The sequence below is a fragment of the Nocardia noduli genome (assembly GCF_019038455.1).
Taxonomy (GTDB): Bacteria; Actinomycetota; Actinomycetes; order Mycobacteriales; family Mycobacteriaceae; genus Nocardia; species Nocardia noduli.
This window is the reverse complement of record NZ_JAFMPL010000070.1, coordinates 27,462-40,784: the sequence shown is the minus strand read 5'-3', so window position 1 is coordinate 40,784 and position 13,323 is coordinate 27,462. Positions and strand designations below refer to the sequence as shown.

Annotated in this window: 11 protein-coding genes and 1 tRNA gene; 5 read left to right on the top strand and 7 right to left on the bottom strand. The window is 66.9% G+C overall.

Features of this window, described 5'->3' with window-relative positions; genetic code table 11:
* Positions 1-602, top strand: a 602-nt coding sequence (locus tag JZ792_RS28455; RefSeq protein ID WP_368858168.1) for a metallophosphoesterase family protein, incomplete at its 5' end; no start/stop codon positions are given.
* Positions 603-692: 90 nt separating this feature from the next.
* Here the strand turns inward: JZ792_RS28455 and JZ792_RS28450 are convergent.
* A tRNA-Cys gene (locus JZ792_RS28450) sits at positions 693-764 on the bottom strand.
* Between the two features lie 126 nt (positions 765-890).
* Between JZ792_RS28450 and JZ792_RS28445 the strand changes: the two genes are divergently transcribed.
* A complete protein-coding gene (locus JZ792_RS28445) occupies positions 891-1,439 on the top strand; it encodes a MarR family winged helix-turn-helix transcriptional regulator (RefSeq protein WP_109529263.1) in 549 nt (182 codons plus the stop codon).
* A gap of 129 nt (positions 1,440-1,568) precedes the next feature.
* Positions 1,569-2,624, top strand: coding sequence for an Hsp70 family protein (locus tag JZ792_RS28440; protein ID WP_216915179.1), 1,056 nt, complete (start codon positions 1,569-1,571; stop codon positions 2,622-2,624).
* A gap of 49 nt (positions 2,625-2,673) precedes the next feature.
* Here JZ792_RS28440 and JZ792_RS28435 read toward each other — a convergent pair whose 3' ends face one another.
* Genes JZ792_RS28435 through JZ792_RS28415 form a run of 5 tightly spaced genes read right to left on the bottom strand, consistent with a single transcriptional unit; the run spans position 2,674 to position 8,084 of the window.
* The gene (locus JZ792_RS28435) at positions 2,674-3,450 is read right to left on the bottom strand and encodes an enoyl-CoA hydratase (RefSeq protein ID WP_216915177.1); all 777 of its coding nucleotides are present in this window, start codon (positions 3,448-3,450) and stop codon (positions 2,674-2,676) included.
* Positions 3,447-4,346: a 3-hydroxyisobutyrate dehydrogenase gene (gene mmsB / locus JZ792_RS28430; RefSeq protein WP_308165495.1), complete on the bottom strand. Its 900-nt coding sequence runs from the start codon at positions 4,344-4,346 to the stop codon at positions 3,447-3,449. The genes JZ792_RS28435 and mmsB overlap by 4 nt, the downstream gene beginning before the upstream one ends.
* Positions 4,343-5,413 carry an enoyl-CoA hydratase/isomerase family protein gene (locus tag JZ792_RS28425; RefSeq protein WP_438804395.1) on the bottom strand — a complete coding sequence of 357 codons (1,071 nt, stop codon included), beginning with the start codon at positions 5,411-5,413 and terminating at the stop codon, positions 4,343-4,345. The genes mmsB and JZ792_RS28425 overlap by 4 nt, the downstream gene beginning before the upstream one ends.
* A complete protein-coding gene (locus JZ792_RS28420) occupies positions 5,410-6,549 on the bottom strand; it encodes an acyl-CoA dehydrogenase family protein (protein WP_216915173.1) in 1,140 nt (379 codons plus the stop codon). The genes JZ792_RS28425 and JZ792_RS28420 overlap by 4 nt, the downstream gene beginning before the upstream one ends.
* Before the next feature lie 2 nt (positions 6,550-6,551).
* Positions 6,552-8,084 carry a CoA-acylating methylmalonate-semialdehyde dehydrogenase gene (locus JZ792_RS28415; RefSeq protein ID WP_216915171.1) on the bottom strand — a complete coding sequence of 511 codons (1,533 nt, stop codon included), beginning with the start codon at positions 8,082-8,084 and terminating at the stop codon, positions 6,552-6,554.
* Positions 8,085-8,297: 213 nt separating this feature from the next.
* Here JZ792_RS28415 and icmF point away from each other — a divergent pair, with 213 nt between their 5' ends.
* Both icmF and JZ792_RS28405 read left to right on the top strand, forming a co-directional pair.
* Positions 8,298-11,516 carry a fused isobutyryl-CoA mutase/GTPase IcmF gene (icmF, locus tag JZ792_RS28410; RefSeq protein ID WP_216915169.1) on the top strand — a complete coding sequence of 1,073 codons (3,219 nt, stop codon included), beginning with the start codon at positions 8,298-8,300 and terminating at the stop codon, positions 11,514-11,516.
* Between the two features lie 57 nt (positions 11,517-11,573).
* Positions 11,574-11,981 (top strand): DUF3224 domain-containing protein, encoded by a 408-nt coding sequence (locus JZ792_RS28405; protein WP_216915167.1) that lies wholly within the window; start codon positions 11,574-11,576, stop codon positions 11,979-11,981.
* Here the strand turns inward: JZ792_RS28405 and JZ792_RS28400 are convergent.
* A complete protein-coding gene (locus tag JZ792_RS28400) occupies positions 11,966-12,748 on the bottom strand; it encodes a helical backbone metal receptor (RefSeq protein ID WP_216915165.1) in 783 nt (260 codons plus the stop codon). The genes JZ792_RS28405 and JZ792_RS28400 overlap by 16 nt on opposite strands.
* Between the last annotated feature and the right edge of the window lie 575 nt (positions 12,749-13,323).

The window sequence follows — 13,323 nt, the reverse complement described above, 5'->3', positions numbered from 1 at the left end:
AGCATCACGACTGCTGGGGCGAAGTCTTCACCGCGCGTCAGGAATTGGTCGAGCACGAGATCGGCGGCCTGCGGGTGCTCGGACTGGACACCAGCGATCTCGACGCGGCGGGCGGACGGATCGACCCGGCACAATTCGACCGTCTGGCGCAGGTGCTTCGCGCCGATCCCGACCGACCGACACTGGTCTTCGGCCACCATCCCGTCACCACGGAATCCGGTCTCACCAATACCGCAGGACCCGGTTTCGTCCTGAACGCCGCCGACAGCGCCGAACTACAAAAGCTCTACACGCGAGCGCCCGGTGTCTTCCTGCATCACGCGGGCCACACCCACCGCAATCGCCGTACCCGTCCCGACGCGGATTGCGCCGTGGAATTCCTCGAAGTCGCCGCGGTCAAGGAATACCCGGGCGGCTATTGCCTGCTGCGCGTCTACGAAGGCGGCTACATGGTGAATTTCTACAAGACCCGCCCCCCGGCCGCGCGAGCGTGGAGCGCGCTGACACGCGGCGAATACTTCGGCCTGCTCCCCGATTACACGCTCGGCGTTCCCGGCGACCGCAATCACGTTGTCCTGCGCGATTTCTCCGGTCTTTCCTGACCGATACCGGCGAGAACGAGGGCGGGCCCGGAGCGACGACGGCGCTTCGTCTCTCCGGACCCGCGACAGCGCACGTGGTGCCTGTCATCGAGCGAGCGGCGGGAATTGAACCCGCGTAAACGGCTTTGCAGACCGTTGCCTCAACCACTCAGCCACGCCCGCCTCGTCAACGACAATGCCGGTCGCGTCGCGATAGGACCAGGCTTGCGTTCACGCTGATTTCAATGCGTGCGGCGCCGTTTCGCCGCCTCGGCCACTCGATTCGCCCGGCATGGGATGATCGAGTTCATGTCTCCGCCACGCCCGCTCCCGCTGGACCCGATCGAGGAGGCCCACCGCCAATGGGTCGGCCACGGGTGGGGCGATGTCGCCGATGGGATGGCCGCGGTCACCTCGCTGGTTCGGGCTCAGCAAATCGTCATGGCACGGGTGGACGAGGCGCTCAAGCCCACCGGTCTGACCTTCTCGCGGTACGAACTGCTCATGCTGCTGAGCTTCAGCAAGACCGGTGCGCTTCCGATGGCGAAGGCCAGTGCGCGCCTCCAGGTGCATCCGACCAGCGTCACCAATACGGTCGACCGATTGGAGGCCGCCGAGTTGGTCGTGCGGGTGCCACATCCGAGTGATCGGCGCGCCACTCTGATCGAAATCACCGATGCCGGTCGGGAATTGGTCGCGCGGGCCACCGAGGATCTGAATGCCCGAGTATTCGCGCTGCCGGGGCTGCCGCCGGACCGGGTGCAGCTGCTGCTACAGCTACTCTCGGAGTTCCGGCACGCCGCCGGAGACTTCGACACCGAGGGTGTCGCGCCGGTGTGGTCTGCCCAGGAGAATTAGACCTTGAAATCCGACCGGTCAGTTCATTATCTTGTCGAATCGGACATTCGATGACAGTCCGGCATCCATCGAGCGAATTACTCGAGCCATTGTCTTGGCAGCGGCGGAGAAAAGGTTCACCATGGATCCATGGTGCTGGTTCTCGGAGTGTCGGCGGGTGCCGGCGGCGCTCGCGCGGTGCTGACGCATTCCGACCAACCGCATCTTCCGCCGATCGAACGCTGCCACGTCGCGCGCCGGGCGGGCGGCGGTGTCGAGGAACCCGTACTCGAGGCGATCGTGCGGATGCGCCGCTCGGCCGATCAGCGTGACGAACTCATCAGCGGCACCGCCGTCACCTGCCGGTGCCCGCTGCACGCCGAATCCATTCGGGCGGGCGCGGGCGACGAACCGCTCACCATCGTCGACGAACCCCTCGCGCAGCTGCGCTACCTGCGTTTCACCGGACAACTCCCCGACAGCGGCTCGGTCATCCTCTACGACCTCGGGGCATCGGGACTGACGCTCACCCACGTCGACTGCCGGACCGACGCGGTGCTGTCGAGCAAACACAGCACCGTCCTGGGCGGCGACGGCTACGACGCGCTGCTGCGCTGGCAACTGGCCCGCGGCGGCGTCCTCACCGACAGATCCACCAGCCGCAGGCATCGCGAAGCGTTGAGCAGCGCGCGGGTGATCACGGCGCTGGACGCCATCTCGGGCGGGCGAGCCGTCATCACCCGCAGCGACCTGGTGGAATTGTGTTCGGCGGGAATCCACCATTCGGCCTCGTTCGTCCACCAGCTGATCGAGGAGAGCGGCGTCCAACCGGACGGCCTGGTCCTGCTCGGCGGGTGCAGCCGCAGCCCCGACGTCCGCGCGGAACTGGCCGCGTTGATCGATCTGCCGATCATCTACGACCCCGAACCGGAATACGTCTCGGCACGCGGCGCGGTACTGCTCGCCGCCGAACGCCACCACGGCGATGTCAGGATGGCGCGGATGCGCAAAGGCGCGGCGATCGTCGTGCCGCGCCCGCCGGTCACCCGCCGCAAGGTCATCGCCGCCGTCGCCGTGACCGTGGCCCTCGGCGCGACGATCGCCGGACTTCTTGCCCTGGAACATAATTCGGAAAGGTCGCCCGACGGCGGGACCGCACCGACCCAGGTGGAACTCGGCACGCGACCTCAACTGTCCAACAACTGATCCCGGGCCGTGGGAGCCCGGCCGTGGGATTTCGGCCGGGCTCCGCCGCTCAGCGGTTCTCGAACTTCGCGGGACGCTTCTCGACGAAGGCGGCCATGCCTTCCTTCTGATCCTCGATGGCGAAAAGGGAGTGGAAGACGCGGCGTTCGAAACGCAGGCCCTCGGCGAGGGTCGTCTCGAAGGACCGGTTGACCGATTCCTTGGCGATCATGGCGACCGGAAGGGACATGGAGGCGATGGTGGTCGCCACCTCGAGTGCGGTGTCGAGCAGTTCGGCGGCGGGCACGATCCGCGAGATCAGGCCCGCCCGCTCGGCTTCCTCGACGTCCATGTTCCGTCCGGTCAGCACCAGATCCATGGCCTTGGCCTTGCCGATGGCGCGGGTCAGCCGCTGCGAACCGCCGATACCGGGGATGACGCCCAGTTTGATTTCCGGCTGCCCGAATTTGGCCGTGTCGGCCGCGATCAGGATGTCGCAGAGCATGGCGAGCTCACAGCCACCGCCGAGCGCGTAACCGGCGACGGCGGCGATGGTGGGCTTGCGGAAATTCGCCAGCCGGTCCCAGCGCGCGAAGAAATCGTTCAGGAACACGTCCATGTACGACTTGGGCTGCATTTCCTTGATGTCGGCGCCCGCGGCGAAGGCCCGCTCGGAGCCGGTGATCACCACCGCCCCGATCTCCTCGTCGCGCTCCAATTCGTCGAGCGCGGCGATGACGTCGTCGAGAACCTGCTCGTTGAGCGCGTTGAGCGCCTTCGGACGGTTCAGCGTGATCCAGCCGACCCGGCCCTTACGTTCCAGCAGAATCGTGTCGAAATCGGTCACTCGGCATCCTCTTGGTCGGAACGGCTACGGATATCGGTGACGATAGCGGAGAAGTCCAGACCGGCCCGATCCTGGTTGAACCGGGTGTAGATCTCGGAGGCGAGCAGACCGAGCAGACCGTCGACTCCGTTGTCGCGCAAGGCGTTCGCGGCCAGGCCGAGATCCTTGGTCATGAGCGCGGTGGCGAAACCGGGCCGGTAATCGTTGTTGGCGGGGCTGGTCGGCACCGGGCCGGGGACCGGGCAGTAGCTGGTCAGGGCCCAACTCTGGCCCGAGGCGGTCGAGACCACGTCGAAGAAGGACTGGTGGCTCAGGCCCAGTTTCTCGCCGAGTACCAATGCCTCGGACAGGCCGATCATGGAGATGCCGAGCAGCATGTTGTTGCAGATCTTGGCGGCCTGGCCGACGCCGGAACCGCCGCAGTGCACGACTTTGCCGCCCATGACGTTCAGCACATCGGCCGCGTCGGCGAAATCCTGTTCGCCGCCGCCGACCATGAAGGTCAGCGTGCCCGCTGCCGCGCCCGCGACGCCGCCGGAGACGGGGGCGTCCAGGGCGCGGTGGCCCGCGCCGACGGCCAGTGCCGCCGCGGCCTTGGCGTCGGCGACATCGATGGTCGAGCAGTCGATGAACAGGGTGCCGGGGGTGGCGGCGGGCAGCAGGTCGGCGTAGACGTCGAGTACCAGTTTGCCGTTGGGCAGCATGGTGATGACCACGTCGCGGTCGGTCGCGGCGGCCGAGGCGGTGGCGACGACGGTCGCGCCGTCCTCGCGCGCCTTGTCCTGCGCGGCGGGCACCGGGTCGAAGGCGAGTACGTCGTAGCCCGCCGTGACGAGGTTGGCCGCCATCGGGCCGCCCATGTGCCCGAGGCCGAGGAAGCCGATCTTCTTGGTCACTGCTGTCCTTCCGGAATGTTCAAACCCAGTTCCCCGACGCCCAATTCGGCGAAGTAGGCGTCGACCGCCGCCGTGGACACATCGGCCAGGGTGGCCGGATTCCACCGCGGATCGCGGTCCTTGTCGATGACCTGGGCGCGAATTCCTTCGACCAGGTCATGGGAGGCCAGCGCCGCGATGGACACCCGGTACTCCTCGTTCAGCACCGCCTCCAGATTCGGCAGGCCGCGCGCGTTGCGCAACGAACGCAACGTGACCTTCAGCGCGACAGGCGATTTGCCGAGGATGTCCTCGGCGGCCCGTGCGGCCTCGGGTGTGCCGTCGGCCCGCAATCGGGCGACGATCTCCTCGACCGAATCGGCGCTGTAGCAGGCGTCGATCCAGCTCCGCTGTGCCACCAGCGCGGAATCCGGTGCGTCGGTGGCGAATTTGGCGATCGCGATATCGGCCGACTCGGTCCGCAGGGTTTCCAGCAGCGCGGCGATATTGTCCGAAGTCACGTAGTAGTCGGCGAATCCGGCCGCGATGGCGTCGCCCGCGCCCATCCGCGCGGTGGTGAGCGCGACGTGGGTGCCGATCTCGCCGGGGGTGCGCGAGAGCAGGTAGGTGCCGCCGACGTCGGGAACGAAACCGATGCCCACCTCGGGCATGCCGATCTTGGACCGTTCGGTGACGATGCGGTGGCTGCCGTGCCCGGACAGCCCGACACCGCCGCCCATCACGATGCCGTCCATGACGACGACGTACGGCTTCGGATATCGGCCGATGAGCGCGTTGAGGATGTACTCGTCGCGCCAGAAGACGCCGGTCGGCGAATCGACGTTCGCGCCGCCGCCGGACGCGTCGCTGTGTATGGCGACGATATCGCCGCCCGCGCACAGACCGCGCTCACCGGCTCCGGTGACCACGACGGTGCGCACCTCGCCGTCGGCGGCCCACTCCCGCAGCGCGCGGGTGATGTCCAGCGCCATCGCGTGATTGAGCGCGTTGATGGCCTTGGGCCGGTTCAGCGTGATCAGGCCGAGCCCGTCACGTTTCTCGATCAGAACTTCGGGTTCGGTCACTATGCCGCTCCTACCACCGCGCGGGCGACGACCACCCGCATGATCTCGTTGGTACCTTCCAGGATCTGGTGCACGCGTAGATCCCTGACGATCTTCTCCAGGCCGTATTCGGCCAGGTAGCCGTAGCCGCCGTGCAATTGCAGGGCCTTGTTCGCCACGTCGAATCCGACGTCGGTCGCGAAACGTTTCGCCATGGCGCACATCTCGACCTTGTCGGCGGAGTCGGCGTCGAGCGCGCCCGCCGCACGCCACAGCAACGTGCGCGCGGCCTCCAATTCGGTACGCATATCGGCGAGTTGGAATTGCAGCGCCTGGTTCTTCAGCAGCGCTTTGCCGAACGCGTTGCGCGCGGCCAGATACGGCACGGTCTTGTCGAGCGCGGCCTGAGCCCCGCCGACCGAGCAGGCCGCGATATTCAGGCGACCGCCGTTGAGCCCGTTCATGGCGATCCGGAAACCGTCGCCCTCGGCGCCGAGCCGGTTGGCGGCGGGCACCCTGGCGTCCTCCAGGATCACCTGCCGGGTCGGCTGGGCGTTCCAGCCCATCTTCCGCTCGTTCGGCCCCACCGAGAGTCCGGGAGTGTCGGCCGGGACGATGAAGGCCGAGATTCCGCGCGCGCCTTCGTCTCCGGTGCGCACCATCATCACGTAGACGTCGTTGGACCCCGCGCCCGAGATGAACTGCTTGGAGCCGTTGAGGATGTAGTCCTCGCCGTCGCGCACCGCCTTGGCGCTCAGCGCCGCCGCGTCCGAGCCGACGCCCGGTTCGGTCAGCGCGTAGCTGGCCAGATGTTCCATCGAGGTCAGGCGCGGCAGCCAATGATGGCGCTGGGTCTCGTCGCCGTAACTGTCGATCATCCACGTCGCCATATTGTGGATCGAGATATACGCCGCGATGGCGGGGCAGCCGGTGGCCAACTGTTCGAAGATGCGCACCGCGTCGAGCCTGCGCAGCCCCGAACCGCCCACGTCCTCACGCACGTAGATGCCGCCGAGGCCGAGCGGGCCCGCCTTGCGCAGCACGTCGACCGGGAAGTGTTTCTGCTCGTCCCATTCCAGCGCGCGCGGCGCGAGGAACTCGTCGGCGAATCCGCGCGCGGTGTCGCGGATCGCCTTCTCGTCTTCGTCGAGATCGAACATCGTCAATCCATGGTGGGAATGACGAAGGCATTGGGCACGGAGCTTGCGGAGTGCCCCAGGGATACTGCTTTCCTTTCGCCTTCCGGCCAGCGCTGCGTGACGGTTTTGGTCTTGGTGTAGAAGCGGATCGAGTCCGGGCCGTGCTGGTTCAGGTCGCCGAAGCCCGAACGCTTCCAGCCGCCGAAGGTGTAGTACGCGATCGGGACCGGGATCGGGACGTTGATGCCGACCATGCCGACCTGCACGCGCGCGGCGAAATCACGGGCGGTGTCGCCGTCGCGGGTGAAGATCGCGACGCCGTTGCCGTATTCGTGCTCGTTGGCCAGGCGCAGGCCCTCTTCGTAATCCTTGGCGCGCACGACCGTCAGCACCGGGCCGAAGATCTCTTCCTGGTAGATCCGCATCTCGGGGGTGACGTTGTCGAACAGGGTCGCGCCGACGAAGAAGCCGTCCTCGCCGCCTTCGACGGTGAGGCCGCGTCCGTCGACCACGAGCGAGGCGCCCTCGTCGATGCCGACCTGGACGTAGTTGTTGACCCGGTTGACGCCGTCGAGCCCGACCAGCGGGCCGTAGTCGGCGCCGAGATCGTCGGACCGCCCGACATTGAGTTTGTGCACACGCTCGGTCAGCTTGGCGACCAGGCGATCGGCGGTCTCTTCGCCGACCGGCACCGCCACCGAGATGGCCATGCAGCGTTCGCCCGCCGAGCCGTAGCCCGCGCCGATCAGCTGGTCGGCGACGTCGTCGAGGTCGGCGTCGGGCATCACGATGGCGTGGTTCTTCGCGCCGCCGAAGCATTGCGCGCGCTTACCGTTCGCGGTCGCGGTCTCGTAGATGTACTGCGCGATCGGGGTGGAGCCGACGAAGCCGACCGCCTTGATGCGCGGATCGTGCAGCAGGGTGTCGACGGCTTCCTTGTCACCGTTGACGACGTTGAAGACGCCCGGCGGCAGACCCGCCTCCAGGAACAGTTCGGCCAGGCGCAGCGGCACCGAAGGATCGCGCTCGGACGGCTTGAGCACGAACGCGTTGCCGGTGGCCAGCGCGGGGCCCGCCTTCCACAGCGGGATCATGGCCGGGAAGTTGAACGGGGTGATACCAGCGACCACGCCGAGCGGCTGACGCATCGAGTAGACGTCGATGCCGGTGCCCGCGCCCTCGGTGTACTCACCCTTGAGCAGGTGCGGGATGCCGACGGCGAATTCGATGACCTCGAGTCCGCGCTGGATGTCGCCCTTGGCGTCGGCGATGGTCTTGCCGTGCTCGGAGGACAGCAGCGCCGCGAGGGAATCCATCTCGTCCTGGACCAGGGCCAGGAATTTCATCATGACCCTGGCCCGCTTCTGCGGGTTGGTCGCGGCCCAGCCCGGCTGCGCGGCCTCGGCGTTCGCGATGACCGCCTCGACCTCGGATTTGCTCGCCAGCGGCACCCTGGCCTGCACCTGTCCGATATTCGGATCGAAGACGTCGCCGAATTTGCCGGAAGCGCCGGGGACGTGCTGTCCACCGATGAAGTGCGTGAGTTCGCGAACCATGCCAGTCCTCTTCGTTGTCGACATCGCGCATCACGCGATCTGCGGTCATCCTATAGTTGGATGTCCAAGTAAATGAACGGCCACGGCCGCGATGTGATCCTTCCCACCGCTCGCGGTTGTGTAGCGCTGTGACGGCCATCACCGTAGGATTAGTTTGACGTCCTAGTATCGGGCATCGAACTTAATCTGAACAGACTCCCCGAAGGGGCTCTCGTGGCCGACGATCGCACGTTGCACACGCCGAACAATCCCATCCGATTCGTGACCTCGGCCGCCCTCTTCGACGGCCACGACGCGGCGATCAACATCATGCGCAGAATCCTCCAGGCCCAGGGCGCCGAAGTGATCCACCTCGGCCACAATCGGGCGGTCAGCGAAGTCGTCGACGCGGTGCTGACCGAGGACGTGCAGGGTGTGGCGGTCAGCTCCTACCAGGGCGGCCACGTCGAATACTTCGAATATCTCGCCGACGCGCTGAAAAAGGCGGGGGCCGAACACGTCCGGATCTACGGCGGTGGCGGCGGGGTGATCGTCGACGAGGAGATCGCGCGCCTGGCCGCAGCGGGCGTCACCATCTTCTCCCCCGAGGACGGACAGCGGCTCGGCCTGCCGGGCATGATCAACCGGCTGATCCGCGACTGCGACCACGACCTCGCCGTCACGCCCCCGGTGCTCGACGCCGTGCTCGCGGGCGAACGAGCGGCCCTGGCTCGCGCGATCACCTGTCTCCAGGAGGGCACCCTGCCCGCCGCCGATCGGCAGGCCCTCGCCGACGCCGCGGCGGCGCGCCCGGTGCCGGTCCTCGGCATCACGGGCACCGGCGGTTCGGGGAAATCCTCGCTCACCGACGAATTGGTGCGCAGGCTGCGATCGGACCAGCAGGACAAACTGCGCGTCGCGATCCTCGCCGTCGACCCGACCCGCAGGCGCGGCGGCGGCGCGCTGCTCGGCGACCGCATCAGGATGAACGCGCTCGACGGCGACCACCTGTTCTTCCGGTCGCTCGCCACCAGGGGCGGGCACGAATTGCCCGGCGATATCGACGGCATCGTGACCGCGTGCAAGGCCGCCGGATACGACCTGGTGATCCTGGAGACGCCCGGTATCGGTCAGGGCGACGCCGCCATCGTCGACCACGTCGATCTCGCGATGTATGTGATGACACCCGAATTCGGGGCGGCGTCGCAGCTGGAGAAGATCGACATGCTGGATTTCGCGGACGTGGTCGCGATCAACAAATTCGAGCGACGCGGCGGCGCGGACGCGCTGCGCGATGTGTCACGCCAATTGATCCGCAATCGCGAGGCCTTCGGCGCGGGCCCGGAGGATATGCCGGTTTTCGGCACCAGCGCCGCGACCTTCAACGACGACGGCGTCACCGCGCTCTACCAACATCTGATCGCACGCCTGGCCGAATTCGGATTACCGCTGGAACCGGGTGTGCTGCCGCGCGTGCGGACGCGCGCGTCGACCCGATTCGCCCAGATCATTCCGCCCGCGCGGGTGCGCTATCTGGCCGAGATCGCCGAAACCGTCCGCGATTACCACGGCCTGACGGCACGACAGGCCGCGGCGGCCCAACGCGTGCAGCGGCTGGAACTGGTCGCGGCGGAACTGCCGGACGATACGGCGCTCGGCGCTCTGCTCGACGGTGCCCGTGGCGAACTCACCGACGACAATGCCGCCCTGCTCGCCGAATGGCCCGCACTGGCCCGGTCGTATTCGGGTGCGGAACGGGTCGTGCGGGTACGCGACCGTGAGATCCATACTCCGCTGCGGCGCGAGACCCTGTCGGGTAATTCGATTCCACGGGTGGCCCTGCCCCGATTCACCGATCACGGCGAACTGCTGCGATTCCTGCGCGCCGAACACCTGCCGGGATATTTCCCGTTCACCGCGGGTGTCTTCCCGTTCAAACGCGACAACGAGGATCCGGCGCGCATGTTCGCCGGGGAGGGCGACCCGTTCCGCACCAACCGGCGTTTCAAGGTGCTCAGCGAACATTCCGACGCGAAAAGGCTGTCCACCGCTTTCGATTCGGTGACCCTCTACGGCCACGACCCCGCCGAACGTCCCGATATCTACGGCAAGGTCGGCACGTCGGGCGTGTCCATCGCCTCGCTCGACGATATGAAGGCGCTCTACGACGGTTTCGACCTGACCGCGCCGACCACCTCGGTCTCGATGACGATCAACGGTCCGGCGCCGACCATCCTCGCGTATTTCCTCAACACCGCGATCGATCAGGCGGTGCTGGCGTTCACGACGGACAAGGGTCGCGAGCCGAATGCCGAGGAGGCCGCCGAGATTCGCGCCGGAACCCTGGCGACGGTGCGCGGCACCGTACAGGCCGACATCCTGAAGGAGGATCAGGGCCAGAACACCTGCATCTTCTCGACCGAATTCAGTTTGCGCATGATGGCCGATATCCAGGAATGGTTCGTGCGCAACGGCGTCCGCAATTTCTACTCGGTCTCCATCTCCGGCTATCACATCGCCGAAGCGGGCGCGAATCCGATCAGCCAGCTCGCGTTCACCCTCGCCAACGGATTCACCTACGTCGAGGCGTATCTGGCGCGCGGTATGGATATCGACGAGTTCGCGCCCAATCTGTCGTTCTTCTTCTCCAACGGCATGGATCCCGAGTACTCGGTGATCGGGCGGGTGGCGCGGCGGATCTGGGCGGTCGCGATGCGCGATCGCTACGGGGCCGACGAACGCTCGCAGAAACTCAAATACCACATTCAGACCTCGGGCCGATCGCTGCACGCCCAGGAGATGAATTTCAACGATATCCGCACCACGTTGCAGGCGCTGATCGCGATCTACGACAACTGCAACAGCCTGCACACCAACGCCTACGACGAGGCGGTCACCACCCCGACCGAGGAATCGGTACGCCGGGCGCTGGCCATCCAGCTCATCATCAATCGCGAATGGGGTATCGCGATGAACGAGAATCCCTTGCAGGGCAGCTTTCTCATCGATGAACTCACCGATCTGGTCGAGGAGGCGGTACTCGTCGAATTCGAGCGGATCAGCGATCGCGGCGGGGTCCTCGGGGCGATGGAGACCGGCTATCAGCGCGGCAAGATCCAGGACGAGTCGATGCGGTACGAGCATCGCAAACACGACGGATCGCTGCCGATCATCGGCGTCAACACCTTCCGCAACCCGCACGGCGAACCCCATCACACGCTGGAACTCGCGCGCGGCACCGAGACCGAGAAGCAATCACAGCTGGCGCGGGTCGGCGATTTCCAGCGACGGCACCGCGACGACGCGCACGCCGCGCTGGCCCGGCTGGAAGAGGTGGCCCGCACCGACGACAACATCTTCGATGTGCTGATGGACGCCGCACGGGTGTGCACGTTGCAGCAGGTCACCGATACCTTCTTCCGGGTCGGAGGGCAGTACCGCCGCAATGTGTAGACGCCGGGTGGGTCGGCGTCGCCGGGATTGTCGGTGCCTGTCGCTACCATCGCGCGCATGGAAGCAACCGGCACCTTCACCGTGACCGCCTTCGTCCCCGCCGAGGTGGTCGTCGAACCCGTGGTCGTCACCGCGCTGCCGGTGGGCGTGGCCACCATGACCAAGATCTTCGACGGTGAGATCGCCGGGCAGGCTGCCACCGTGTTCACGGCCGCGTTCGACCAGGACAGCGGCACCGGGACCTACCTGGCGATGGAATCGTTCGAGGGCGTGATCGCCGACCGCGCGGGCAGTTTCAACTTCCTGCATTCGGCGACCACCTCCGGCCGGGACCGCAGCGATCCGTTCTTCCTGATCGTTCCGCACAGCGGCACCGGCGAATTGGCGGGTATCACCGGAACCGGGGAGATCACCGTCGACGCCGACGGCACCCATCACCTCCGGCTCGACTACGACCTCACCTGAGCGTCGGCCAGTCGATCGAGCAGCGTGGCGCGCGCGGTCACCAGCGACGGCCCGTACCAGGTCAGATCGCGGCCGGCGACCAGCGCGACGGGGATGCCCGGAAATGCCTCGGGGCCATCGGATTCGGTGAAGATGTAGGGTTCATCGGGCAGTACGGCCAGCGTCACGTCGGCGGTGAGTTCGTCGACGGAGATCCTCGGGTAGCGGTCGGGGCGGACCGCGTGGACCAGGCGCAGACCGAGCCGGGCCGCGAGATCACCGGTGAACGTGTCCCGGCCGACCACCATCCACGGATCGCGCCAGATCGGGATCACGGCGGCGCGCGCGGGTTCCGGAGCCGGTGCCGCCCAGACGGATTCGGCCTCGACCAGCCAGCCCGGCCGCTCGATGCCGAGCGCGGAGGTGAACATCCTGGTCAGCGAGCCGATGGCCTGATCGACGGTTTCGATGTCGGTGACCCACACCGCGATCCCCGCGACCCGCAGACGGTCGACGTCGATGCGCCGATTCTCCTCCTTGTTGCACAGCACCAGGTCCGGCGCGAGTTCCACGATGCGCCGGATATCGGGATTCTTCGTGCCGCGCACCCGTTCGACATCGAGTTCGCCGGGATGGGTACACCATTCGGTTGCCGCCACCAGCAGTTCGGGACAGGTGTGGGCGACCGATTCGGTGAGCGACGGCACCAGCGACACCACCCGCCGGATCGAGGCGGGCAATGTGGTCTCGAAGCCGAGATCGTCCGGTTCGACGCGCACGGTGCTCATAGGTCCATGGTCCGCGCGTGACCGCCGGGACTCGCAGCGGGGTGGTAACCAGGCACGGGACACCCCGTTGCTTCCGGTCGCGGCCGATGCGCCGCACCGGCGCCCAGTCCCCCGACCAGGCCGACGCGCCACTGGTCGCCGCCGAAAGTCACAGCACCGGGCCGCGATTCGATGGATACCGTCGACCGGTTCGAAAAAGCGCGCGCACCAGACACTTCGGGTGAATGTGTCACCGGGTGCGACGGTCCCGGGCGGAACAGACGAGCGAGACGAAGTCCGCGAATGACGGCGTAGTGGCAGTGGCCGGGCAGTAGCCGCACGCTCCCGAGGGGACCACACTGGAAGGAGCACCCGGCGCCGGGAGACCGGTAGCCACCGGACAAGGTCCCGTCCCGAGCTCGTCCGGCAGAACCATCGCCCTCGATGCCGGGTGCTCACTATCGGCCGCGCGTGCCGCGACGGTCCGCCACCGGCTCCGTGGGAGCCGATTCGGCAGGATCGTTACGCGACAAGCGAATCCGCGACGGAGCCGCTACCGACACTCCGCCGCGGAGCCGAGGGTGCGACGGTATGAT

Bases quoted from the DNA above. Each gene is read 5' to 3' on its own strand.
- JZ792_RS28445 (WP_109529263.1), top strand. From the start codon at position 891: ATGTCTCCGCCACGCCCGCTCCCGCTGGACCCGATCGAGGAGGCCCAC.
- JZ792_RS28440 (WP_216915179.1), top strand. From the start codon at position 1,569: ATGGTGCTGGTTCTCGGAGTGTCGGCGGGTGCCGGCGGCGCTCGCGCG.
- JZ792_RS28420 (WP_216915173.1), bottom strand. From the start codon at position 6,549: ATGTTCGATCTCGACGAAGACGAGAAGGCGATCCGCGACACCGCGCGC.
- JZ792_RS28415 (WP_216915171.1), bottom strand. From the start codon at position 8,084: ATGGTTCGCGAACTCACGCACTTCATCGGTGGACAGCACGTCCCCGGC.
- JZ792_RS28405 (WP_216915167.1), top strand. From the start codon at position 11,574: ATGGAAGCAACCGGCACCTTCACCGTGACCGCCTTCGTCCCCGCCGAG.
- JZ792_RS28400 (WP_216915165.1), bottom strand. From the start codon at position 12,748: ATGAGCACCGTGCGCGTCGAACCGGACGATCTCGGCTTCGAGACCACA.